General features: G+C 66.0%; 27 protein-coding genes. 8 read left to right on the top strand and 19 right to left on the bottom strand.

Features of this window, described 5'->3' with window-relative positions; genetic code table 11:
• Positions 1-15: 15 nt before the first annotated feature.
• Entirely contained in the window at positions 16-759 is a 744-nt protein-coding gene (locus tag ACOZ4I_RS11605; protein WP_423999681.1) for a CAP domain-containing protein, read from the bottom strand.
• Between the two features lie 179 nt (positions 760-938).
• Here ACOZ4I_RS11605 and ACOZ4I_RS11610 point away from each other — a divergent pair, with 179 nt between their 5' ends.
• The gene (locus tag ACOZ4I_RS11610) at positions 939-1,625 is read left to right on the top strand and encodes a hypothetical protein (RefSeq protein ID WP_423999683.1); all 687 of its coding nucleotides are present in this window, start codon (positions 939-941) and stop codon (positions 1,623-1,625) included.
• Positions 1,626-1,720: 95 nt separating this feature from the next.
• Entirely contained in the window at positions 1,721-3,058 is a 1,338-nt protein-coding gene (gene hmgB, locus ACOZ4I_RS11615; protein WP_423999685.1) for a hydroxymethylglutaryl-CoA synthase, read from the top strand.
• Between the two features lie 215 nt (positions 3,059-3,273).
• Here the strand turns inward: hmgB and ACOZ4I_RS11620 are convergent, their stop codons facing one another.
• Genes ACOZ4I_RS11620 through ACOZ4I_RS11630 form a run of 3 tightly spaced genes read right to left on the bottom strand, consistent with a single transcriptional unit; the run spans position 3,274 to position 5,223 of the window.
• A complete protein-coding gene (locus ACOZ4I_RS11620; protein WP_423999687.1) occupies positions 3,274-3,981 on the bottom strand; it encodes a helix-turn-helix domain-containing protein in 708 nt (235 codons plus the stop codon).
• A 48-nt stretch (positions 3,982-4,029) separates the two neighbouring features.
• Positions 4,030-4,599, bottom strand: a complete 570-nt coding sequence (locus ACOZ4I_RS11625) for a type IV pilin (protein ID WP_423999689.1) — start codon at positions 4,597-4,599, stop codon at positions 4,030-4,032.
• Between the two features lie 54 nt (positions 4,600-4,653).
• Positions 4,654-5,223, bottom strand: coding sequence for a hypothetical protein (locus ACOZ4I_RS11630; protein ID WP_423999691.1), 570 nt, complete (start codon positions 5,221-5,223; stop codon positions 4,654-4,656).
• A gap of 156 nt (positions 5,224-5,379) precedes the next feature.
• Here ACOZ4I_RS11630 and ACOZ4I_RS11635 point away from each other — a divergent pair, with 156 nt between their 5' ends.
• Genes ACOZ4I_RS11635 through ACOZ4I_RS11645 form a run of 3 tightly spaced genes read left to right on the top strand, consistent with a single transcriptional unit; the run spans position 5,380 to position 7,543 of the window.
• Positions 5,380-5,610, top strand: a complete 231-nt coding sequence (locus tag ACOZ4I_RS11635; protein ID WP_423999693.1) for an AbrB/MazE/SpoVT family DNA-binding domain-containing protein — start codon at positions 5,380-5,382, stop codon at positions 5,608-5,610.
• On the top strand, positions 5,611-5,985 hold the full coding sequence (locus ACOZ4I_RS11640) for a PIN domain-containing protein (protein ID WP_423999695.1): 375 nt from the start codon (positions 5,611-5,613) through the stop codon (positions 5,983-5,985). It begins immediately after the preceding gene.
• Between the two features lie 43 nt (positions 5,986-6,028).
• A complete protein-coding gene (locus ACOZ4I_RS11645) occupies positions 6,029-7,543 on the top strand; it encodes a replication factor C large subunit (RefSeq protein ID WP_423999697.1) in 1,515 nt (504 codons plus the stop codon).
• Here the strand turns inward: ACOZ4I_RS11645 and ACOZ4I_RS11650 are convergent, their stop codons facing one another.
• The 5 genes from ACOZ4I_RS11650 to ACOZ4I_RS11670 all read right to left on the bottom strand — a co-directional run bounded on the left by ACOZ4I_RS11650 (position 7,544) and on the right by ACOZ4I_RS11670 (position 11,376).
• Positions 7,544-8,536, bottom strand: coding sequence for an amino acid ABC transporter permease (locus ACOZ4I_RS11650; protein ID WP_423999699.1), 993 nt, complete (start codon positions 8,534-8,536; stop codon positions 7,544-7,546).
• A gap of 3 nt (positions 8,537-8,539) precedes the next feature.
• On the bottom strand, positions 8,540-9,292 hold the full coding sequence (locus ACOZ4I_RS11655; RefSeq protein WP_423999701.1) for an amino acid ABC transporter ATP-binding protein: 753 nt from the start codon (positions 9,290-9,292) through the stop codon (positions 8,540-8,542).
• Complete coding sequence (locus ACOZ4I_RS11660; protein ID WP_423999703.1) at positions 9,289-9,969, bottom strand: amino acid ABC transporter permease; 681 nt, start codon at positions 9,967-9,969, stop codon at positions 9,289-9,291. The genes ACOZ4I_RS11655 and ACOZ4I_RS11660 overlap by 4 nt, the downstream gene beginning before the upstream one ends.
• 3 nt (positions 9,970-9,972) lie before the next feature.
• Positions 9,973-10,767 (bottom strand): basic amino acid ABC transporter substrate-binding protein, encoded by a 795-nt coding sequence (locus ACOZ4I_RS11665; protein WP_423999705.1) that lies wholly within the window; start codon positions 10,765-10,767, stop codon positions 9,973-9,975.
• 120 nt (positions 10,768-10,887) lie between these two features.
• Positions 10,888-11,376: a COX15/CtaA family protein gene (locus ACOZ4I_RS11670; RefSeq protein WP_423999707.1), complete on the bottom strand. Its 489-nt coding sequence runs from the start codon at positions 11,374-11,376 to the stop codon at positions 10,888-10,890.
• A gap of 125 nt (positions 11,377-11,501) precedes the next feature.
• Here ACOZ4I_RS11670 and ACOZ4I_RS11675 point away from each other — a divergent pair, with 125 nt between their 5' ends.
• Complete coding sequence (locus ACOZ4I_RS11675; RefSeq protein ID WP_423999709.1) at positions 11,502-13,436, top strand: methyl-accepting chemotaxis protein; 1,935 nt, start codon at positions 11,502-11,504, stop codon at positions 13,434-13,436.
• A 105-nt stretch (positions 13,437-13,541) separates the two neighbouring features.
• Entirely contained in the window at positions 13,542-15,794 is a 2,253-nt protein-coding gene (locus ACOZ4I_RS11680) for an NADP-dependent malic enzyme (RefSeq protein WP_423999711.1), read from the top strand.
• Positions 15,795-16,046: 252 nt separating this feature from the next.
• Here the strand turns inward: ACOZ4I_RS11680 and ACOZ4I_RS11685 are convergent, their stop codons facing one another.
• Both ACOZ4I_RS11685 and ACOZ4I_RS11690 read right to left on the bottom strand, forming a co-directional pair.
• A complete protein-coding gene (locus ACOZ4I_RS11685) occupies positions 16,047-16,304 on the bottom strand; it encodes a hypothetical protein (RefSeq protein WP_423999713.1) in 258 nt (85 codons plus the stop codon).
• 358 nt (positions 16,305-16,662) lie between these two features.
• The gene (locus ACOZ4I_RS11690; protein WP_162412844.1) at positions 16,663-17,325 is read right to left on the bottom strand and encodes a ribonuclease H; all 663 of its coding nucleotides are present in this window, start codon (positions 17,323-17,325) and stop codon (positions 16,663-16,665) included.
• A gap of 99 nt (positions 17,326-17,424) precedes the next feature.
• On the opposite strand from ACOZ4I_RS11690, the gene ACOZ4I_RS11695 reads away from it, so the two are divergent.
• A complete protein-coding gene (locus ACOZ4I_RS11695) occupies positions 17,425-18,060 on the top strand; it encodes an IS6 family transposase (RefSeq protein WP_423999715.1) in 636 nt (211 codons plus the stop codon).
• 137 nt (positions 18,061-18,197) lie between these two features.
• On the opposite strand, the gene secY is transcribed toward ACOZ4I_RS11695, so the two are convergent.
• From secY to ACOZ4I_RS11735, 8 genes are all read right to left on the bottom strand, one after another.
• Entirely contained in the window at positions 18,198-19,664 is a 1,467-nt protein-coding gene (gene secY, locus ACOZ4I_RS11700; protein ID WP_423999717.1) for a preprotein translocase subunit SecY, read from the bottom strand.
• Between the two features lie 6 nt (positions 19,665-19,670).
• Complete coding sequence (locus ACOZ4I_RS11705; protein WP_423999719.1) at positions 19,671-20,156, bottom strand: uL15m family ribosomal protein; 486 nt, start codon at positions 20,154-20,156, stop codon at positions 19,671-19,673.
• On the bottom strand, positions 20,156-20,620 hold the full coding sequence (rpmD, locus tag ACOZ4I_RS11710) for a 50S ribosomal protein L30 (protein WP_423999721.1): 465 nt from the start codon (positions 20,618-20,620) through the stop codon (positions 20,156-20,158). Before rpmD ends, ACOZ4I_RS11705 begins: the two co-directional genes overlap by 1 nt.
• On the bottom strand, positions 20,620-21,258 hold the full coding sequence (locus ACOZ4I_RS11715; RefSeq protein ID WP_162412840.1) for a 30S ribosomal protein S5: 639 nt from the start codon (positions 21,256-21,258) through the stop codon (positions 20,620-20,622). Before ACOZ4I_RS11715 ends, rpmD begins: the two co-directional genes overlap by 1 nt.
• The gene (locus ACOZ4I_RS11720) at positions 21,255-21,818 is read right to left on the bottom strand and encodes a 50S ribosomal protein L18 (protein ID WP_162412839.1); all 564 of its coding nucleotides are present in this window, start codon (positions 21,816-21,818) and stop codon (positions 21,255-21,257) included. Before ACOZ4I_RS11720 ends, ACOZ4I_RS11715 begins: the two co-directional genes overlap by 4 nt.
• Entirely contained in the window at positions 21,818-22,267 is a 450-nt protein-coding gene (locus ACOZ4I_RS11725) for a 50S ribosomal protein L19e (RefSeq protein WP_423999724.1), read from the bottom strand. The genes ACOZ4I_RS11720 and ACOZ4I_RS11725 overlap by 1 nt, the downstream gene beginning before the upstream one ends.
• Entirely contained in the window at positions 22,267-22,953 is a 687-nt protein-coding gene (locus ACOZ4I_RS11730; RefSeq protein WP_424004804.1) for a 50S ribosomal protein L32e, read from the bottom strand. The genes ACOZ4I_RS11725 and ACOZ4I_RS11730 overlap by 1 nt, the downstream gene beginning before the upstream one ends.
• Before the next feature lie 182 nt (positions 22,954-23,135).
• Complete coding sequence (locus ACOZ4I_RS11735) at positions 23,136-23,672, bottom strand: 50S ribosomal protein L6 (protein WP_423999726.1); 537 nt, start codon at positions 23,670-23,672, stop codon at positions 23,136-23,138.
• Positions 23,673-23,674 lie beyond the last annotated feature (2 nt).

A 23,674-nucleotide genomic window follows, 5' to 3' on the forward strand; every position in this document is an offset into this window, starting at 1 on the left:
ACGCGCCGTCGAACTTCAACAGAGCACGACGGTGACGTAGACGACGCCGTCGGCGGTCGCCGCGCCCACGCCCACGTGATTCACGTTCTGCATATAGAGCGTGTCGCGGGGACCGGAGAGGTCGAACCAGTAGTCGGCGACGGCGTCCGCGGTCCGGGTCGCGTTCGCGCCGTTGGGGTCGACGCTCGTGACCAGTTCGAGGTCGGTCACCGGCCTGAAGTACGCGTTCGTCCCGTGGCGCGGCCGGCATCGATCCCGGAGGCCGGCAGCGGCGTATCGGTCCCGGGTGTCCATGCCCCCGGCGATGGGCGAGGCACGGCCCTGTTCGGCCATCCGCTCGCTGTGGTTGCGAGCGAGAGTCGAGAGCGTCTGCCCGGTCTTCGTGTCGGTGGCGAGCGTCGCGTCCACGGCGTCGTCGGCGAGCGGGTCACCCCGGCGGTCGTTGATCGCCGCGACGAGTCGGGCTTCGAAGCGGGCCTCGTCGATACCGGTGCCCGGGGTCGTTTGGGCGGGAGAGGTCGGCGTCGAAACGGCCTCAGCCGTCGCCACTGCTTCCTCGGTGTCAGCAGCGCCCGGTGTCGCCACCGCCGCGTCGGCTTCTGTCGGCGTCGACGGCGCGTCCGTGGTCGCTGCCGGTGCGCTCTTCGCCGCGTCCGCGCTGTCGGCCACCGTCGGTCCATCCGCGACCGAACCGACGACCAGCGGGGCGCTCACCGCCGCCAGCACCACGAGTCCGAGCGCGAGGAGCCACCTGTTCATGTGTGAAGTGTGTCCCGCCCCGAGAGATGACGATTCGAGAACATGTATTTGGAGGCTGATACGAGTACCGTAGGGTCGGCTTTCACTCCACAAATATGTTTGGACGAAATCGCACCGCCGATTACCAGCGACGAAAACACGCCCGTAAACATCTTAACGGTCCATGAGTGTCCTGAGATATGGATGACCTGTCGCGCCGCGGGTTCGGGGTGGCGCTGCTCGCCACGTTCTCTGCTGGGTGTCTCGGAACGCGTTCACGACAGGAATCGGACACGACGCCGGTCCCCGAGGCGACAGCGTCGCGGTCGCCCGCAACGCCCGAGCGCGCCACGGTTTCGACGCCGGCGAACGGTGCACCGTCGGCCGGCGACACCGCGACGCCCCAGCAGTCCGCCTCGGCCTCGACTGGCGGTTCCGCGAACAACCCCGCGCGCATCCAGGTCGAGACGGAGACGCCGCAGCCAACGCCTTCGACGAACCGGCGGTCGATGGAGGCCACGTTCCGACTGGAAGAAGACACGTATCAGGACTACGCCATCGAGGCGTCCGAACAGTTCGCGCTCACCTACGACCTGATCGTCCGTCGGGGACCGCCGGTCGACGTGCTCCTGTTCACTGAAGAGGAGTACCAGGCGTTCCAGCGCGAGTACCGCGCTCGACACCTGGTGGAGATTTCACAGTTCCACGAGACCAACGTTAGGGATAAGCGTGTCACCGTCTCGCCGGGCGCGTACCGGTTGGTGGTCAACAACACGGCCTGGTCGCGCGCCGTGCCGTCACCGGACGAACCGTACGACGCTGTCGAGGGCGAGTGCATCGTCGATTTCGGCTTCAGCACGGAAACGACGGGGACAGAGAGCGGATAGCGACTGGCCGGTTTCCACGCTGTCGACCACTGTATTAGACAGCTGTCGATGCTAGAGTCGACAAACCCATATACAATCGCATTGTTCGTGCGTGTATGACTGCAGTCGGTATCGACGCCATGGAAATCTGGACCGGGAAGCTCAAACTCGACCTCGCCGAGACGTTCGCGCCGGCCCAGGGCGACGATCCGGGGAAGTACACGAAGGGACTGGGGCTGCGCGCTTCGTCGTTCCCCGACGTGTACGAGGACATCGTCACGATGGCGTCGAACGCCGCCTACCGCCTGATGGAGCGCAAGGGGCTGACGCCCGACGACATCGGTCGCATCGACGTTGCGACCGAGAGCGCCTTCGACAATTCAAAGCCGGTGTCGACGTACGTCGCCGGCTGTCTCGAACAGGTGTACGACGAGGACTTCCACCACGCCAACAAGGGCGAGCGGAAGTTCGCCTGCATCGCCGGAACACAGAGCTTGGACGACGCGTACAACTGGATTCGCGCGGGCCGCAACCGCGGGCGCGCCGCGCTCGTCATCGCCACCGACACCGCGCTGTACGCCCGCGACGACCCCGGCGAGGCCACGCAGGGTGCCGGTGCGGTCGCCATGCTCGTCGACGAGGACCCGAATCTCGTCGAACTCTCCGCCGAGCAGGGCTTCGGGAGCGCCGACGAGACGGACTTCCTCAAGCCGAACCAGCAGTTCCCGTCGGTCGACGGCAAGCGCTCGGTGAACGTCTACCTCGCCCGCATGCGCGAGGCGCTCGACGACTTCGCCGAGGTGGCCGGCGACATCCACCCGGGCGACTACGAGATGATTCCGTTCCACACGCCGTTCCCCGGGATGGTGCGGAAGGCCGCGGCCCTGGGCTACCGCCACATCGTCCGCGGGACCGACGTGGAGGACCTGCTCGCCGAGGAGATCGGTCACCAGCCGGTCCGCGAAGAGTTCGAGACCGACGACGAGTTCTACGCCGCCATCAAGGAGTACACCGACGCCCTGACCGAGACGGAGCGCTACAAGGACTGGTACGCCGACGCCATCGAGCCGACGCTGGAGATCTCCCGCGAAGTCGGGAACTGGTACACCGGCTCCGTCCACATCGCCCGCGCCGCGGGTCTCAAGCACGCTCGCGAGAACGGGCTCGACCTCGACGACGCCAAGCTACTGGTCGCCTCCTACGGTTCCGGCGCGCAGGCCGAGGTCCACGCCGAGACGATCGTTCCCGGCTGGGAAGAGGAGATCGCAGCACTCAACGTGGACACGCAGATCCGAAACCGCCACGACATCACCTTCGAGGAGTACGAACAGATCCACGACGTACACAACCACGACACCGACGCCGACGTGGAGGAGTTCACCCCGCCCGAGCAGGAGTTCGTCTTCGACGGCTGGGGCCGGATGGGTGAGCGGAAGTATCGGTACGTGGAGTAGCGAGGGACTGAGCGAAGCGAAGTCCCTCGGAAAATTCGAGCGGCGAAGCCGCGAGAGTAGCGAGGGGCGCGTGAAGCGCGGCCCTCGAAAGCGAACGGGGAGCGAATGCGACCCGTGAGTAGCGAGGGGCTGAGCGGAGCGAAGCCCCTCGGAAAATTCGAGCGGCGCGCGAAGCGCGGTTCTCGAAAACGAACTGGAAACGCCTACTGGGAGAACTAGGGAAGCGTCCGCAGGCCGCCCAGGAGCGAATCGAGGTCCATATCGGTGATCGCCAGTGAGAAGTCGTCGATGCGCGCGAGGTCCTCTGCGTGCTCCCAGACGGCGTCGTCGTTCAGACCGTGGAGGATAACGGCGTTGGGCGTCGGGGAGACGACCCGGAGCGCTACGAGTGGAGACTCCCCACGGGTCACGTTCGTGAACACGAGCGCGCGGTTGGTCGACTGCCCGTACAGCTGGTAGAACTCGTCGGAGGAGAGCCGCGTGATGGCCGCGATGGAGTTGATGACGGTGTGTCCCGCGACGGTGTCCTGGCTGCCACGGAACAGCTCTTCGGCGTCGGTGGCGTCGTAGACGCGCTCCACCGGCACGTTTGCCGAGTACTCCCTGAGGTCGTGGACCACGTCGCTGTCGAAGCCAGCCGAGAGAACGCGGGCGTGTTGGCGGATGTGATCGCCGCCCCGGCCCTCGTCGATGTCGAGCAGAGCGACGACGAGCCGTCTGACGACGCCGATACCGGGGTTGTCCCGCCGCCCGCTCTCGTAGTCGGACACGACGGACGGCGACACGTCGAGTTGCTCTGCGAGTTCCGTCTGGGCCACGTCGAAGTCCGTGCGCCACTTTCGGAGGGTCGCGCCCGGTTCGTCGCTCAGCGCTACCTCCCCCGCCATCTTTTCCGCGAGATCGTCGCGCGCGCCCCCTGCCATTAGTTCACACGGTGGCGTGTCTCGAATAAAAGGGTGTCGGAACGACGATCACGTATCACGAGCCGTCAGTTCGACCGACGCGACGATGCCGCCGGAGGGCTCGTGGACGACGGACACCTCGATTGGATCGCCCGGGTCGACCGTCCCACCGCCGGCGTTCAACTGGAACTCGATGACCCGCCCCGCCGTCCACGCCCGTCCGCCGTTGGCGACGGCGCCGCCGACGCAGTAGTCGTAGACCACGTTGTCGGGGTCTTCGACGGCGGACGGCCCGAGAGCGGTCCCGGACACCGGAAGGTCGACTAGCCGCGCCTGGGCGTCGGCGTCGGGGAGTCGAACCACGACCTCGATGTCTTCCGGCGCGATCCGTTCGCCGCCCTCGTGACGAATTTGTACCGTGTTGTCCCCGCATCCGCCGGAGGGTCCGGCCTCGAAACTCCCCGTCGAGCGAGCGACGGTCGGGGTCGGCTGGGCCGGGTCTGCCGCGGCGCTCATCGCGTACCCGCCGACCACCGCGGCCAGGAGGACGGTGAGCGAGAGCATGAGCGCCACGCCAACGACGGGCGTGACACCGCGGCGGTCGCGGGCGAGACGAGCGGTGGGACGGGACGGGGACACGGCTGTTCCGGGTTTGCCGCGGCTTCCCGGATAAACTTCCGCGGCGTGCGCTCGCTACGAGCCGTCGAGTGTCGACGCCAGCGCGGCCCCGACGGTCCCGAAGACGACCGGGTAGAGGCCGCCGGCGACGACCACCGCGGTCAGCAGGGTCGGCGCACCTCGGCCGGCCTCGCCGGCGGTGACGGTGAACAGGACCGTCCCGAGGACCGACAGCGGGAGGTAGCCGAGCGCGACGGCGGGACCGACGCGGACCGCCCGCCCGAGGTCGGTCACACCGCCGAGACGCGCCGTCGCGACGCCCGCGGCCGTCAACAGCGCGGGCGGGATGACGTACAGGACCGGCGACAGCGCGTCGTTCTCGGCGACGAAGTTGACCGCGGACGTGCCACCGATGAACGGAACGTCGACGGTGATCGTCGTCGTCACGAACTGGGCGTTGAAGAACACCCAGCCGACGATCTTCCAGGCCGCCCGCTCGTCGCCGAACGCCTCGGCGATCTCGGTCAACAGCGCGTCGCGGACCACCGAGATGCTGAGCGCGTAGACGAGGACGTACGCGAGGGCGAACGCGGCGACGCCGGCGACGGCACCGGCGGCGTAGCTTCGGCGGACTGTGTCACTCATGACTGGGCAACGTCGACTGGTCGGGATATGTCTTCTGGCTGTGAGGTGTATCGTCCCATCTGGCCGAACGGGGAACTGTATGGGTCGATTCGGACAGAGTGGGACCATTTGAATATCAGGGGAGGTTTTTACTTTCCACCCACCTTATCGACGCGTATGTCCGAGACGACGCTGGACGACCGCGGCCGCCTCACGTTACCGAAAGAGGTCCGAGAGCGATACGGCGACCGCTATCAGATCGTCGAACTCCACGACGGAATCAAGTTGGTTCCGGTCGCGAACGACCCGCTCGATGCGCTCCGAAACGAGTTCGCCGACGTAGAGAAGTCGGCCGACGAACTCCGCGATGCGGCCCGTGAGGCTGCACTCGACGAGGCGGGTCGCTGAATGTACGCGGAGACGGACTTCCTGCTCGCCCTGATCAAAGACGAAGACTGGCTGGGTTCGGCCGCGGAATCGGTGTATCGGGAGCACCGAGACGACCTGTGGACGTCCCAGTTCACGCTCATCGAACTGCTCATGGTCGCCTATCGGGAGGACAGGAACACGGAGCGGGTCGTTGCGAACGCCGCCGGGCTGGTCGAGGTACACGGCGACGTGGAAACGGTCGTGGCGGCGGCGACATACGTCGAAGATCACGGGTTCACACCCTTCGACGCGCTCCATCTCGTCGAGTCGGATGGCGACACCATCGTCTCGAGCGACGATGCATACGACTCGGTCGCGCCACGTCTGGATCTGAAGACTGCGACCGACGAGTGACGCTCCGCAATCCCTAAACGCCGGTCGCGCCAACCACGTCCCAATGGACTGGACGGAGAAGTACCGCCCGACGACGCTGTCGGAAGTGCGGGGCAACGACAAGGCCCGCAACGCGCTCAAGGAGTGGGCGGACACCTGGGAGGACCACCGCGAGGCGGTCGTCCTCCACGGCTCGCCCGGCATCGGGAAGACCTCCGCCGCGCACGCGCTGGCCAACGACATGGGATGGCCGACCATCGAACTCAACGCCAGCGACTCGCGGACGAAAGACGTCATCGAGCGGGTGGCCGGCGAGGCCGCCAAGTCGGGGACGCTCACCGCCGGCGGCGGGGGCCGTCGACTCGTCATCATGGACGAGGCGGACAACATCCACGGCAACGCCGACCGCGGCGGCTCACGGGCTGTCACGGCGCTGGTCAAGGAGGCCAGCCAGCCGATGATCCTCATCGCGAACGAGTACTACGACATGTCCAACGGCCTGCGGAACAACTGCCGGGACATCGAGTTCCGCGACGTGTCGCCGCGGTCCATCGTTCCCGTGCTCCGGGACCTCTGTCGACAGGAGGGTGTCGAGTACGAGGCCGACGCGCTGGAGGCCATCGCCGAGCAGAACAGCGGCGACCTGCGGGGCGCGGTCAAGGACCTCCAGGCCATCGCCGAGACGACCGAGCGCCTCACCGCCGAGGACGTGGTGACCGGCGAGCGAGACACCACCGAGGGCATCTTCGAGTACCTCGACGTAGTGCTCAAGGAGGCGGGCGCACAGGAGGCCCTGGAAGCCAGTTACGACGTGGACGAGACGCCTGACGACCTCATCAACTGGATCGAGGACAACATGCCCAAGGACTACGAGGGTGCCGAACTGGTCCGCGCCTACGCTTATCTCTCGAACGCCGACCAGTGGCTCGGACGGGTCCGCGAGACGCAGAACTACTCGTTCTGGCGCTACGCCGGCGACAACATGACCGCCGGCGTCGCCGCGGCCCGCGACGGCACGAAGGGCGGGTGGACCCGCTACGGCCCGCCGAGCTACTGGTCGAAGCTCGGGCGTTCGAAGGGAACGCGAAACACCCGCGACTACGTCGCCCAGCAGATCGCGACCATCGACGGCGTCTCGATGCGGACGGCCCGCCGGGAGATCCTGCCCTTCCTCTCGACGATGACTCACCACTGCCGGAACCGCGACCTGACGGTGGCGATGGCGGCCACCTACGACCTCGAAGCCGAGCACGTCTCGTTCGTCACGGGGTCCGGCAAGGACACGAACAAGGTCCAGTCCATCGTCGAGGACGCGGAAGCGCTCCGCGAGGAAGCGGCCGTCGAACACTCCGGTGGCGCGTTCGAGGGCGCGAGCGCCGACGCGGGGGGCGAAGCTGACGGCGCGAGCGGCGGAGAGGGAGACGAGTCAGCCGACGACGGCGACGAGCCGTCCGATCAGCAGGTGACGCTCGGGGACGACGCGGCGGAGACGGCGACCGGTACGGACGAGGAGGCCGAATCCGCGAGCGAGGCGGCCGAAGACGACGACCAGCAGTCCGGGCTCTCCGATTTCATGTAGTCACCGGCCGGACGTGCCGAGGCCGGGAATCGCGACGTGGCGTTCGACGGCGTCCATCAGCAGCGACGCGGAGACGACCAGCGCGAGGTACAGCAGGCCGGCGAGGACGAACAGCTCCGTGTAGCGGTAGGTCTCGCTGGCGATGGCGTCGGCCCGCTCGAACAGCTCCCGGACGGTGATAAAGCTCGCGAGCGAAGAGTACTTGATGAGGTAGACGAGCTCGTTCGACCAGCCGGGGATGGCGTAGCGCAGCCCCTGTGGCAGGACGACGTGGCGGATCCCCTCGATCTTCGAGAGGCCGATCGAGCGCGCGGCGGTGAGCTGGCCCTCGGGGACGGAGTTCAGCGCCGAGCGGATGTACTCGGACTGGTAGGCCGCGCTGTTGAGGGTGAACGCGACGACCGCGACCCAGAACGCCTGGGCGGGCACGAACCCGGTCCCGACGGCGGGCAGTTCGCGGATGTAGATCGTCAGCGGCGTCGCGAAGTACAGCACGAACAGCTGGGCCAGCAGCGGCGTGCCCCGGAACAGTTCCGTGTAGGCCAGCGCCACGGACCGGATGACCACCCCGCCGTACACCCGGGCGATGCTGAGCGGGACGGCGATGACGAACCCGAAGGCGATGCCCGAGACGGTCAGCAGGACGGTCGCCCACACGCCGGTCGCCAGTTCCGGCAGGTAGGGGATCGAGGCCGCGACGAACCCGACGAGGCCCGCGAGCCACCGAAACGGGAGGCCGACGACGCCGAGGTCCGCCGCGACGCCGGACAGCGTTGTCGCCGCGAACTCGAGCGGCGCGGTCGGGAAGAACGACGTGCCGCGGGGAGCGAGCGAGCCGCCGAGGAGGAAGTCGTTCGTCCATCGGACGACGAGCCACGCCCAGAAGAGGGCGACGGCGAGCGCGGTGAGCGGCTGGTCGGTCAGGTCGGCGGCCCGAGCGCGGACCGTCCGGCCGCCGGCCGTCGACGCGGACTCCTGTGTCTCGGCCCCCATCCGTCACCCTCCCTCGTGTTCGGTCTGCAGGCGACCGAGGAACTCCCTGGTCCGGTCGGCTTTCGGATTCTCGAAGAGCTGTTCGGGCGGGCCGTGTTCGACGATTTCGCCGCCGTCGAGGAAGATGATGTCCGACGCCGCCGAGCGGGCGAAGCCCATCTCGTGGCTGACGACGAGCATCGTGATCCCCTCGGCCGCGAGGTCGCGCATCACCTCGACGACCTCGCCGACGAGTTCGGGGTCGAGCGCGCTGGTCGGCTCGTCGAACAGCAGAAGCTTCGGATCCATCGCGAGCGCCCGGGCGATGCCGACGCGCTGTTTCTGCCCGCCCGAGAGTTCGGCGGGGTAGGAGTCCGCCTGGTCGAGCAGCCCCACCTGTTCGAGGTGTTCGTACCCCTTCTCGCGGGCGGCCGACTGCTCCATCCCGCGGACCTTCCGCAGGCCGAGCGTGACGTTGCCAAGCGCGGTCAGATGTGCGAAGAGATTGAAGTCCTGAAACACCATCCCGACCTGCTTGCGAAGCTCGTTCACGTCGGTGTCGGCGTCGGTGACGCAGTCGCCGTCGAGGTAGATGGCCCCGCTGTCGATTTCGGTCAGTCGGTTCACGCAGCGCAACATCGTCGACTTTCCCGAACCACTCGGCCCGATGACCACGTCCACGTCGCCGGTGTCCATCTCGAAGCTGACGCCGGAGAGGACCTGCTCGTCGCCGTAGGACTTGTACACGTCCTCGAGGCGCAACAGCGGGTCGCTCACGCCTGCTCACCCCCGGGGATGGTGAAGTAGTCGTCGACGTAGTCGAGCGTGCGGTTCGTGGTGACGGTCAGGACGAAGTAGATGAGGCTCACGGTGAGGAAGATCTCCAGTGCCGCGGTCGACTGCCCGCCCTGATACAGGTTCTGTCCGACGGTCAGCAGTTCGCCGAGGCCGATGACGATGGCGATGCTGGTGTCTTTCAGGACGATGGTGAACTCGTTTTGAAAGCCGGGAACGCTCCGTCTGAGCGCCTGCGGGACGACGACGTGCCGGATGGCCTGCAGGCGGCCCATCCCGATGGAACGGGCGGCCTCCAGTTGGCCCTCGTCGACGCTCTGGAGCGCGCCGCGGAAAATCTGTGACTGGTAGGCCCCGCTCCGGAGGCCGAGCGCGACGGCCGCCGTGACGAACGCGCTGCTCGAGACGGAGACGACGAAGAACAGGATGATGATGATGACCAGCAGCGGCGTTCCGCGCAGGACGACGCCGGCCGTCTCGACGACGCTCGCGAGTGGGCCGCGTCCGTACACCTCCACCGCCCCGGCCGGAAAGCCGAGCAGGAACCCGAGGGTGATGCTGGCCGCGGTCAGCGCGACCGTGACGCCCAGCCCCTCGGCCAGCAGGTCGAGGCTGCCGAGGACGAACGCCCAGTCACTCTGCAACGGGAACGCGTGCATCGGTCACTGCTGGCCGAACCACTCGTTGGTCAGGTCCTGATAGGTACTGCCGTCTCGGACCGCGGCCAGACCGCTGTTGAGCGCCTGCGTGAACTCGTCGTCGTCCTCACGGACGCCGAACCCGAAGTTCTCGCCGGTCTCGTAGGTGAACGCGATAGCGACGGGACGCTGTGCGGCGAACGTCTCGGCGACCGGCTGGTCGATGACGACGGCGTCGATGTTACCGTTCTGGAGGTCCTCGACCGCCAGCACGTAGTTTCCGTAGGAGTTGTAGTTGTCCGCCGAGAGGGAGCCGCCGTCGATGAGCTGTTCCTGGACGACGCTCTCGCCGGTGGTCCCCTTCTGGGCTCCGACCGTACGTCCCGAGAGGTCGGACAGCGAGCCCGGCGAGAAGTCGCCCTCGGCCCGGACCACGATGGCCTGGTTCGAACTGTAGTACGGGTCGGTGAAGTCGATGGTCTGGTCGCGCTCGTCGTTGATGGTCATTCCCGCCGCGACCACGTCGATGTTGTCGTTCGTCAATGCGGGGATCAGCGACTTGAACTCGAACTCCTTCCAGCCCGTCAGCGTGTAGTCGGTCTCGTCGACGACCGCCTCGAGCAGGTCGATGTCGAACCCGACGAGTTCGCCCTCCTGCTTCATCTCGAAGGGCGGGAACCCCGGAGCGGTCCCGGCGACGACTTCGTTCTCGTCGCCGCCACCGCCACCGCCGCCCATACAGCCGGCGACCGAAAGCGTGACCGCGGTGCTACCGACGACCGTGAGGTACTCGCGTCGTGACGTTCGATTCTCGGACATACGCATTGCGAAATCGCCGACAGATATGAGTCTTACGAAGGATTTACAATCCACGTGGTAGTTCCGTCCAGTTTTCCGCCGAACGTGGAGTGGCTCGAACTGTCCGCACGGTCGACCGCCTCAGTCGTCCGCGCTGGCCGCCCGGGCGCTGTCGGCGGCCTGCGCCGTCTCCGCGTCGCCCGTGTCGCTGTAGGCCCACGCGGTGGCCGCGACCATCGCGCCGAAGATGAGCTGTGCAGCGCCGTGGTGCAGTACCTGGGCCAGCACGCCGAAGTTGAAGATGGTGTTCGCGCCCAGCAGGATCTGGACCGGGAGGACGACCGTCGCGACGGCCGTCGAGAGCCTGATCCGCCGGCTGTACTCACCGCGCCAGGCGGCGATCGTCGAGCCGAGGATGGCGAAGCCGGTGATCATCGCGACGAGGCGGTGGAACCACTCGACGAAGCTCGCCCAGTTGGCCGGAAACAGTCCCATCCAGCCGTCACAGAACGGCCAGCGCGCCGCACAGGTCAGTCCCGCACCGACAGCGCCGGTGTACACGCCGAGGAGGATGAGGGCGAACGTCAGGACGGTCGTCGTCGCCACCAGTCGGCGGAAACGGGTGGTCATAGCTAGTTCTTCGGTCGCACGTACTTATGTGCTCTTTTCGCGCACGGCGGTCCGTGATTATCGTCCGTGATATTATTAGGACCAATTTTATGCGGGTGAACGAAAGACCAGAAGCCAGTCAGATTATGTTGGAAGACATCGCCGAACGGATACGTGAGCGGGATCCACGGACGGGGGACTCGTCGCGGCCGCGATCCGACGGGGGAGCGGGCGTCGTAGAGGGACAGGCGCGCTTTCTGGAGGACGCCATCGACGCCGAGTCGCCTCGGCTCGCCGATGTCTTCGACGGCGACGACGCCGCCGAAGTCGGGCGACGACACGTCGAGCGCCAGTTCGCGCTTGAGCCGTCGACCGTCCGCGACCTGGTCGCCGAGTACGAGCGAGACGGCATCGGCCCCGACGAGTTCGTCGCGTCGCAGGGCTTCGTCGTCGAGTCGCTCGTCGAGGCCGCGTTCGACCACCTCCGACAGGAGCTCGATGCCGACGCGCGCGCCACACTCGATTCGGTGGAGAACGAACTCCACGACGGGCTCGAAACGACCCAGTTCGTGACGCGAACAGGCATCGACGCCTACGCGGACGCCGACGATTCTGCGGCGTCGCGGGCAGCGGCCGACACTTCTGTTACCGGCCTGAACTTCCACAGCGTGCTCGATCACATCGGCACGCCACTGTTCGTCCTCGGGACGGACGGCGACATCCTCACGTGGAACAGTTCGATCGAGGAGCTCACCGGCGTCTCCGAATCGGAGGCAATGGAGATGGAGATGGCGAGCATGGCGTTTTACCCGGACGGACGCCGGGGGAAGACGCTCGCCGACAAGGTCCTCGACGCGCCGGAACGGACCCACGAGGAGTACGACGTGCCGAAGGTCGAGGACGCGGACTTCACGCTGTACCGCGACACGAGCGTGATGGCCGACCAGTACGGCAGCGAGCGACACATCTCGTTCAGCGCGGCACCGATATACGACGGGGACGAACTCGTCGCCGTGGTCGAGATGGTCCAGGACCGGACAAACGAGGCGATGCGCCACGAGGCGGTGACGGAACTGGTCGAGGAGGTCAAATCGACGATGACGGCGCTCCAGAACGGCCGACTCGACGCCCGGGCGTCCTTCGACCGCGACGAGAACGAGGAGTACGTCGACGACCAGCTCTACGAGGTCGTCACGTCGCTCAACGACATGGCCGAGCAGGTCCAGCAGCTGACCCACAAGGTCGACGAGCAGGCCCAGGAACTCGCCGCGACCATCGGACAGACGGCGTCCTCAGCAGAGACCGTCGAGGAGCGGGTGAGCCAGCAGTCCGAGTCGCTGAGCAGGGCCGCCGAGAACATCCAGAACATCGGGGCCGGGATGGAAGAGGTCGCCGCCACGTCGAGCGAGGTCGCGTCGGCGGCCAAGCGCGCGAAGAACGCCGCCGAAGAGGGGTCGGACGCGGGCGAGGCGGTCAAGGACGTCACCGACGGCCTCACCGAGACGAGCCAGGACCTCGTCGAGACCGTCGAGGGCCTGGACGAACAGATGGACGAGGTGAGCGAGATCGTCGAGATCATCGCCGACGTGGCCGAGCAGACGAACATGCTCGCGCTCAACGCCAACATCGAGGCCGCCCGCGCCGGCGAGAGCGGGAGCGGGTTCGCCGTCGTCGCAGACGAGGTCAAGACGCTGGCGAACGAGACCGGCGAGTACGCCTCCGAAATATCCGCGAGCATCAACACGATTCAGGATCAGGCGACCGAGACCACCGAGATCGTCGACTCCACCCACGAGCAGATCGAGCGCGCCGAGTCCGAGATCACGCAGGCGCTCGACGCGCTCGACGAGATCTCGGAGGCGGTCGAGGAGGCCACGAACGGGATTCAGGAGGTCGCGAGCGCGAACGACGACCAGGCCGCCGACATCGAGGACATCACCGCGATGGTCGAGGACGTCCAGGAGCACGCCGAGGACGCCGAGGCGGCGACGAATCAGATCGTGGCGGCGACCGAACGCCAGCAGGACGCCGTCGACGAACTCACCGACCGCGTCGACGACCTGACCAGCGACGACTCCTGAGCGCCGAGTCGGTCGCCGCTCGCTCCCGGTTCGACGACTGTCGGTGTAGCGCTCGTTTATTGACGGTAAAGTTGTCTTTTTTAGGGATGCGTTCGACCCCGCGATATGGGACTTGACGAGGACGCCCTCGAGTATCACCGGCGGGAGCCGCCAGGAAAGATCGAGATAGCGACGACGAAGCCGACGAACACGCAGCGCGACCTCTCGCTCGCGTACTCGCCCGGCGTGGCCGCGCCGTGCGAGGAGATCGACAAGGACGCCGAGCGGGCCTTCGAGTACACGGCGAAGGGGAACCTCGTCGGCGTCGTCTCCGACGGCTCGGCGGTACTCGGGCTGGGGGACATCGGCCCCGAGGCCGGCAAGCCGGTCATGGAGGGGAAGGGCGTGCTGTTCAAGCGCTTCGCCGACATCGACGTCTTCGACATCGAACTCGACACGGACGACGCCGAGTCGATGATCCAGACGATCAGCGCGATGGAGCCGACCTTCGGCGGCATCAACCTCGAAGACATCGCCGCGCCCGAGTGCTTCGAGGTCGAGCGCCGCCTGAGCGAGGATCTGGACATCCCGGTGTTCCACGACGACCAGCACGGGACCGCCATCATCTCCGGCGCAGCGCTGGTCAACGCGGCGGAGATTGCCGACAAGGAACTCGACGAACTAGAGGTCGTCTTCTCCGGCGCCGGGGCCTCCGCTATCGCGTCGGCGAAGTTCTACGTCTCGCTGGGCGTCGAGAAGGAGAACATCACCATGTGTGACTCCTCGGGGATCATCACCGAGGAACGCGCCGCCCACGAGGACCTCAACGAGTTCAAACAGGAGTTCGCCCGCGACATTCCCGAGGGCGACCTCGCCGACGCGATGCGTGGGGCCGACGTGTTCGTCGGGCTCTCCGTCGGCGGCATCGTCGACCAGGAGATGGTGCGGTCGATGGCCAGCGACCCGATCATCTTCGCGATGGCGAACCCGGATCCGGAGATCGCCTACGAGGACGCCAAGACCGCTCGCGACGACACGGTCATCATGGCGACCGGGCGCTCTGACTACCCGAACCAGGTCAACAACGTACTCGGCTTCCCCTTCATCTTCCGCGGCGCGCTCGACGTGCGCGCGACCGAGATCAACGAGGACATGAAGGTCGCCGCGGCCCGCGCGCTCGCGGACCTCGCCAAGCAGGACGTGCCCGACGAGGTCGTCAAGGCCTACGGCGACCAGCCGTTGCAGTTCGGCCCGGACTACATCATTCCGAAACCCCTCGACCCGCGCGTCCTCTTCGAGGTGACGCCCGCCGTCGCCCGAGCGGCCATCGAGAGCGGCGCGGCGCGAAAGGAGATCGACACGACGGACTACGTCGAGAAGCTCGAAGCCCGGCTTGGCAAGTCCCGCGAGATGATGCGGGTCGTCCTCAACAAGGCCAAGAGCGACCCGAAGCGGGTCGTCCTCGCGGAGGGCCACGACGAGAAGATGATCCGCGCGGCCTACCAGCTCGTCGAGCAGGGCATCGCCGAGCCCATCCTCATCGGCGACGCCGACCGCATCGAGTCCACGCGCCGGAAGTTCGGCCTGGAGTTCGACCCCGTGGTCGTCGACCCCGAGACGGCAGACGTGGCCGACTACGCCGACCGCCTGTACGAACTCCGCCAGCGAAAGGGCGTCACGCGCCGCGAGGCCGACGAACTGATCCGCGACGGGAACTATCTCGGCAGCGTCATGGTCGAGATGGGCGACGCCGACGCGATGCTGACCGGCCTGACCCACCACTACCCCTCGGCGCTGCGCCCGCCGCTGCAGGTCATCGGGACGGCCGACGACGCCGACTACGCCGCCGGCGTCTACATGCTGACGTTCAAGAATCGCGTCATCTTCTGTGCCGACACCACGGTCAATCAGAACCCCGACACCGACGTACTCGCCGAAGTCACGCGTCACACCGGCGAACTGGCCCGGAGTTTCAACGTCGAACCGCGCGCCGCGATGCTGTCGTACTCAAACTTCGGCAGCGTCGACAACGAAGGGACGTACAAGATCCGACGTGCCGTCGAGCGACTGCAGAACGACGGCCGCGTCGACTTCCCTGTCGACGGTGAGATGCAGGCCGACACCGCCGTCGTCGAGGACATCCTCAACGAGACGTACGAGTTCTCGGAACTCGACGACGCCGCGAACGTCCTCGTGTTCCCGAACCTGGAGGCCGGGAACATCGGCTACAAGCTGCTCCAGCGCCTCGGTGGCGCCGAGGCCATCGGCCCGATGCTCGTCGGCATGGACAAGCCGGTCCACGTCCTCCAGCGCGGCGACGAGGTCAAGGACATCGTGAACCTCGCCGGCGTCGCCGTCGTGGACGCGCAGCAGGAGTAGGTACGCGAGCGTAGCGAGCGCTTTTTCACCCACGTTTTTCAAGGAGCGGTGTGCGAGCAACGCGAGCACACCCGACGCCGAAAAAGGTGGTCGCGACATCGTGAACCTCGCCGGCGTCGCTGTCGTCGACGCACAACAGGAGTAATCGCAGCGGCGAGACGCGCCGCTACTCGGTTTCGACTGCCGTCGGCTGTTACTACGGCGAGAACCGAACGCACACTGCTCGGTCTCTAATCAGTCGCCGGAGCAGCGTCACGCCCCGTCACGGCCGCCGCGCGTCGGCGGGTTCAGAAAGAGCGCGTCGACGACGGCCAGCGAGCCGATAAGCGACGCGCCGGTCAGGGCCGTCCGGAGCGTCAGGTCCGTGAGCGCCACGGCGGTGAGCGTCAGCGCGAACACCGCCGGGATGAGCGCGAGCACGAGGTCGTACCGTGTCGGCGACCGGGGTGGCAGCGGCTGCTCGAATCGCTGTCCATCGAAACCGCGAGTTCCGTCGCTACTCGTACTCATCGAACACGCACCTCCCACGCGATAGTATACTTATTCTATCACTTAAAATTTGGTCTCCGTGGCGTTCTCCGAACGTACTCCGAAATGCGCTCGATAATTCTGATACGTTATATCGATTGTATGTAACGGTGTCAGACTACTACAGAGTGTTGTACACGGCCCCTTCGTCTCTCTCTGTTCGTGAAACTCTATCTGAGATTTATAGCTAAGTACTGTCAGTCCCGATATCTGATCGGCTCAGAGGGCCGGCTGACCATCCGTGAGACTGAGGGACCACTGTCGGTCAGTGGAACGAGGGACGGAGTCGAGCGACCGGGCTATCGCCGCCGGTTCCGGGACGGTCACTGCGGCCGGCCGCTCAGTCGGAGACGCCGCCGCGTTCCGCGCGCGACGGCGGCGGGACCCGCTCGTCGACCGACGGGGACTCCGGCAGGACACAGCGGTCCGGTTCGCCGTTGACGTGGGCGTACTGGTCGGGCGCGTTCGCCAGCGGATGCGCGGGGTTACGGTCCCCGGAGATGCGAGCGGCACGGACCTCGCCGAAGCCGTTGATACGCGCCTGAATTCCCCGCCAGTGAAGCCCCGTCGCTGGCGGGACGGACACGGAGTGGGGCGGGTCGTACGCGGAGCCGTGGGTCGCCAGCACCTCGGCGTTGACGTTCGCCGCGAGCTGGTCGTGGTCGATGAGGAGCCCGACGCGGGCGTTCGGCGGTGCCCGCGCCGCGAGCACGTCGAGGCCCAGGTGGAGCGCTCGATACTCCGCGACGTTGTTGTCGGGGCACGTGTCGGGGACCGACAGCCGGACCACGCGCTCGCCGTCGAGCGTCTCGACGACGACACCGAGTCCGCCCGTCGGTCGCTTCGAATCGCCATCGGTGACTGTCGCACCGCTGTGGGGTTTGAACGACCCGTCTGTAGCGATGTAGAAGTCTCGATGGTGACTCCGCGGCGGATGCGCGATGTGCGGGGTCGGTGATTCGTCGAACAAGTCTCGAAGGGACGGCCGGCCGTATGCGGCCATGGGACTACTTAGTTGAGGACGCTATTAAATATATGCCCTCAAGGGAGGGCGGTGTTTAGTTAAGCGTGAAAAGTGAGGCGAGAGTGATTTCAGCTGTCCATGGCAGAAATCACACGCCTCAGCGGTAATAGAGAGTGGATTGATTTGGATTTTGTGGAGCGCGAGCGGACACCCGAGTCGGCGATGGCGCTGGGTATTCAATCGCACGTTGCGGGTCTCTCGCTGTCGAATACCGTCGAACTGCTTGAAGCGCTGGGTGTCCAACGCAGTCGAAAAGCCATCCATGATTGGGTGCAGAAAGCCGATTTACAGCCCGAATCCGGTAAATCTCCGAATCAAATCGCGCTCGACGAAACGGTGATTCGCATCAACGACGAGCAATTCTGGCTGTACGCTGCTGCCGATCCAGACACGAACCAACTGCTTCACATCCGGTTGTTTGCGACGACTACGACCACCCTCACAGAAATTTTCTTGCGCGAACTTCGGCAAAAACACGATATCGAAACTGCCGTGTTTCTCGTTGATGGCGCTCAACACCTCCAAACTGCGCTGCAACGTGCTGGCCTCCGATTTCAGATGTGTCGCCACGGAAATCGGAACGCTGTCGAACGAATTTTTCGAGAGCTGAAACGTCGAACCTCGTCGTTCTCGAACTGCTTCAGCCACGTCGAACCGGAAACAGCCGAAAATTGGTTGCAGAGTTTCGCTCGCTGGCACAATGCTCCAAACTAAACACTACCCAAGGGAGTACCAAACACGGGTTCACTGGACACCCAACGACGCAATTGTCCAGATAATCCCACTGGCGGTCGGTAAGTGAAACGCAGAACGGGTGTGATCGGCCGCCGGTCGACCGAACGCGGCCCAGATCAGCCGAACATCTGGCGCATCATCGGATGCATCTCCATGAGCTGCTCTTCGGCGATCTCCTCGTACAGCTTGTACGTGATGGAGACCGTCAGCAGCAGCCCGGTACCGGAGACGCCGCCGATAGTGCCGAGCATGTTGGCCATGACGGCCAGGAGGCCGACGAGCGCGCCGCCGATGATGGTCACCTGCGGGATGTAGCGCTCGAGGACCTTCTCGATGACGCCGACGTTCTGGCGGAAGCCGGGGATCTGCATCCCGGAGTTGTGGATCTGCTTGGCCGTCGCCTCCGGGCCCATGTCGGTCGTCTCGACCCAGAAGACGGCGAAGATCGCGCCGCCGACCAGCATGACCGTGAGGTCGATGCCGACGCGGATGAGGATCTGCCAGATCGGTTGGGTGTTCCCTTCGAGCCACCACATCCAGTCGACGCGGCTCTGGACGGGGGCGAGGTAGTAGAACAGCCCGCTGGTCGGCTGCCCGTTGGCGTACGCACCGAGGAAGGCGGGCATGTCTTCCGCCAGCTGGGCGTTGAGGATCCGGCCCAGGAACTGAACGTTAGCCTGCAGCGCCCGGACGAGGATCATCGGCAGGACGCTGGCGTAGATGAGCTTGACCGGGAATCGGCCACGCGCACCTTTCACGCGGGCGTTCGAGAGCGGAATCTCGACGCGGACCGACTCCGCGTAGACGACGACCGCGAAGATGAGCACGGTAGTGACCAGGCCGAGCAGTTCGCCCTGGAGCAACACCGTCTGGAGGCCGTCGGCCGCAAGCACCGGTCCGGTCCCGCGCTCGCCGGTGATGAACAGGTACCAGGTGTAGAGGATCCCTTCGCTGTTCCCGATGAACGGCGTCGTCAGCACGCCGCCGACGAGTCGCTGGCTCACGCCGGCGACGATGAACAGGCCGATACCGGAGCCGACGCCCCACTTGGAGATGACCTCGTCCATGAACAGGATGAGGACACCGCCGACGAACATCTGGGCGAAGATGAGCCACTGGACACCGGCCGTCCCGATCCCCAGCGAACTCGCGACCGCCGTGTCGGCGGGCAGGAAGTTGCCGGCGAACACCATCGGGATCCCCGTCAGGCAGATCATCACGAGCACCAGCAGCTTCTGGAGGCCCTGATAGAGGATCTGATCACGCGGGTCTTCCTGGGTGTTCAGTCCCAGCAGGTCCGCACCACCGAGGAGCTGTAGCACGATGGACGCCGTGACGATGGGACCGATGCCGAGTTGCATGATGCTTCCCTGACCGGACGCGAGAATCGACGAGAAGCGTCCGAACACCTGCTGGCTGGCGTCTAGGTCCAGCCCGAACAGCTTCACGTTCGTCAGGAAGAAGTACATCAGCAACACGCCTCCGGTCCAGGTGAGCTTGCGCTTGAACGGGACGTGGCCCTCCGGACGGCGGACTGCGGGCATCCGGACGAGCAGTGGTTCGGCGGTGTCCTTCCAGCTCATCGGTCGTTATTCCTCGTCCGCGTCTGCTTCGGACTCGTCCTGCCGTTCCTGTCCGAGGTCGGTCAGTTCGACGCTGCCGCCGGCGTCCTCGATCTTCTCACGAGCGCCCTCGGAGAAGTCGTCGGCGACGAGCGTGAGCTCGTGTCGGACCTGACCGGCACCGAGGACCTTCACGTAGTCGGCGTCCTCGGCGTCGTCGACGACGTCGCGCGCGTCGACGCGGAAGCCGCCGTCTTCGACCTCGGCGACGTCGTCGGCAGCCAGGAGCGTGACGTTCTCGTCGATCTCGCGGACGTCGATCGTCGCGACGTCCTCCTGGACCTTCTGCGGGCGCTTGAAGCCGCTCTTGCCGAGCGGCTCGTAGTTGTGCATCTCGTGCTTGTCGCGCCCGGCGGCACCGCGACCGCCACGGTGACCGGCACCGCGTCGGTTCTTGTGCGAGCCGCCACCGTGGGTTCGCGAACCGCGCTGTCGTCGCTTCTTGCTCGTCATTATCGCATCGCCTCCAGGAGGTCGTCGATACCGTCGGTGTCGTGCTTCCCGATCTGACCGCCTTCCTTGACCGGGTGCTTGATGCCGTCGTGGCCGCCGCGGGGCGGGTGCAGACGGAGCGTCGGGGAGAGGCCCTGCTCTCGCAGCGTCGTCTCCTCGGAGATGAGCGCCCACGCGAGTCCGGCGACGTCGTCGTACTCGGTGTTCTCGGCGACCCACTCGTCGTCGACGTCGGCGTCGCCTTCGAGCGGCTCGGCGCGCGTCTCCAGGACCGTTTCGAGCGTCTCCTGGCTCGGCTCGCCGTAGGCGACGAAGTCGTTGACCTTCGTCACCATGCCGCGGTAGGCGTCCGTGTCCGGAACGAGCGTGCAGTGGTTCACGTGGTGGATGTTGAGCATCTCCAGCGTGTCCTCGATGTCGCTGTCCATGTTGACCGTGCCACGGAGCTGGACGAGCGCGTGCATCACTCGATCACCTCTCGCTTCTCGAAGGTCCGTTCGGGCACGCGGGCCTCGGCCGTGTTCTGGAGGGCGTTGAACGTCGCCTTCGCGAAGTTGACCGTGGTCCGCGTGTTGCCGCTACTGCGCGTCCAGATGTCCTCGATACCGGCGAGTTCGAGCACCTTGCGGACGGTCTCTCCGCCCGCGAGGCCCAGCCCGCGCGGGGCCGGCTGGAGCTCGACCTCGACGCTCCCGGCCTTGCCCTCGGTGCGCAGCGCGACCGTGTGCGGACGGCCACAGCCACACTCCCAGGACCCGCAGCCGCGGGAGACGTCGATGAGGTTCAGCTTCGCGATGTCGATCGCCTTCTGGATCGCACCGCCGACCTGGTCGTCTCGCCCCTCGGCGTAGCCGACGAGGCCGTTGCGGTTACCGACCGCGACCACGCAGCGGAACTTCACGCGGCGGCCGGAGTCTGTCATCCGCTGGACCATGTTGATGTCCAGCACTTCGTCTTCCAGGTCGGGAACGAGCTGGTCGACGACTTCCGATTCTTTCAGCGGGAGCCCGGAGTTCAGCGCCTCCTGCATGGAGTCGATTTCGCCTTCGACGACCTGCTTGCCGAGGCGTGTCCGCGGCTCCCATCCGTTGTTAGCACTCATAGTTCGATGTCACCTTCCAGTAGGGTCTCGCGGAGCTCGTCGAAGTGCTCCGGGAGATCGGCAGCGTCGAAGTCGCCGCTGTACAGCGGCTCGTCGAGCTGCTCGTCGTACTCGGCGATGTGGGCACCGCGCGTGCGCTGCCAGTCGGCGAGTACGTCGTCGTTGTGCGGGATCTCCAGGCCGGCGTCGATCGCGCCCTCCTGGATCGCGAATACTTTACTTCCGGGTGTCGGGCTGTTGAGGCCGATGTCGAGCACCGCTTCTTCGACGCCCGCTTCCTGTGCGCGAAGCCCGGCGAGCAGACCGGTGAGGTACGCCGAGGGCATGTTGCCCGTCGGAGCCTCCCAGCCGTACTCGGCGAGGTCGCTCGAGTGAGCGGACGCGAGGGTGTCGTCACCGTTCTGCCCGAGAGTCACCAGCTGCGCCCTGACGTGTTTGTTACTCTTTCGAGCAACGAGACGGGGCTTGCCGGATTTCAGCAGGCGCAACCGCTGATGGTAATCGGTTCGGGCCTCGCGGCGTCGCCGCATCGGCACTTTGTATCGTGGTCCTGTCGCCATTATGCGTCACCGTGGTTTGCGTCGATGTATCGTTCGAGATCGGCGACACTGTCGAACTCGCCACCGCCGGCCTTATCGTAGAGGTCGCGGTACTGCGAACTCGACAGCGTGCCGTCGTCGCGCAGTTCGCGCAGCTTCTTGCGCTGTGCGCGGATGCGCGACTCCCAATCCTCCTTGGGGTCCTGTCGCGCCCCGGCCTTGCCCTTCCGGGAACCGGCTCCCTTCTGGTGGCCGTAGGCGCGTTTCCGCTGTCGCTCCCGGGCGCGTCCCCGGGAGTTGCCTTTCTCGTCTTTCGCCTGGATGGCGCCCTCATCGACCAGTTCGCGAACGTCCTCGCGGGTGATCGCGTCTGCGATGTCGCCCTGTCGCTCGGGGTTGAACCAGACGCGGTTCTTCCCGACGTCGAGGACGTCAGCCGCGAGTCGCTTCTGTGCGGAGAGGTCTGTCATCACTCACTCACCTCGACTTCGACGTAGGTGGGGTTGAGGACGCGAATACCGTCGTCCTCGGCGGCCTCCTCGATTCGCTCGCGCTTGCGAGCGCCGACCTTGGAGGCAATACGGACCGCTTCGGTGTCCCCGTCGACGCCCTCGAGGTCGTCCACGTTGTGTACGCGGACCTCCTCGAAGCCCGAGGGGTGCTTGCCGCGGACCGCGGTCGGCGAGCGGAAGCCCGCCTCGACCGTGTCGCCCTTGCCCTTGATGCCGCGGCGCTGCTTCGAGAGCTGGCCGCGCGGGCGGCGCCACGATGTCGAGACGCGCTTTTTCTTGTGGTGGTCCTGCCGATTGAACTGCGGCTTGCCGACCCGTCGTCGCTGGGCCAGCAGCCGCGCTTCCTCGTCGTCGAGGTCCGGCGTCTTCTCGGTGAGGCCACGGGCCTGGAGTTCCGTCTCCACGTCCTCGTCGGCCTCGGCCGCCTCGTCGCCTTCCTCTTCGACTTCGGCCTCGGTCTCGGACTCGACTTCGAGCCCACCCACGTCGGCCTTGATTCGGGCAGCGAGCGCGTTTCCGATGCCGTCGACATCCGCGAGCGCGGACTGGTCGGCGGCGCGAACGTCGTCGACCGTCTCGAAGCCGGCGTCGCGCAGCGCGTCTGCCTTGGCGTCGCCGACGCCGCTGATATCGGTCAGCTCCATGTCTTCTTCGGCCCCGGACTCGTCGTCCGCTTCGGCCTGTTCTGCGATTTCGTCGGGGTCTTCGGCTCGCTCGCCGTCGAGTGGCTGTTCCGACTCGACGTCTTCCTGCGGGCCGTCACCCTGCGTGAGCGCCTCTTCGTTCGCGTCGGCGTCACTGCTCTTGTTGTCGGGGTTGTCTGCCATCAGGCGTCACCTCGGTTCGGTTTCTGGGTGATGTACACCCCGTCCTGGAACACGCGCACGTCCTTGTCGTTGATGCGCGTGAGCTGTTCGATGTCCGCGGCGGTCTGGCCGACGGCCTCGATGTCGGGGCCGGTGAGCGTGAGCTCCTCGCCGTCGATCTCGACGTCCGTGTCGCCGTGGATCGTCGTGCGGCGTGCGGCCTTCTCGCCGAGGAAGTTCTCGATGACGACTTCGTCACCCTCGACGTTGACCTGCATCGGGAAGTGAGAGTAGAAGACTTCCATCTCGTACTCCCAGCCCTCGGTCACGCCGTGGAACATGTTCTCGATGTGGCTCTCGAAGGTACCGATCGTCGACATCGTCTTCGCGTCGTCCTCGTCGGACTCGATTGCGATGGCGTCGCCGTCGACGCTCACGTCGATGTCGGGGTACCAGAGCCGACGTGTGACACTGCCGTTGGGCCCCTCGACGGTGACGTCGAGATGGTCCTGCTCGGCGGACACGTCCTCCGGAATCTCCAGTTCTACTCGTGGCATTG

Origin of the sequence: Haloarcula salina, from assembly GCF_049603855.1 — an archaeon.
GTDB classification, from domain to species: Archaea; Halobacteriota; Halobacteria; order Halobacteriales; family Haloarculaceae; genus Haloarcula; species Haloarcula salina_A.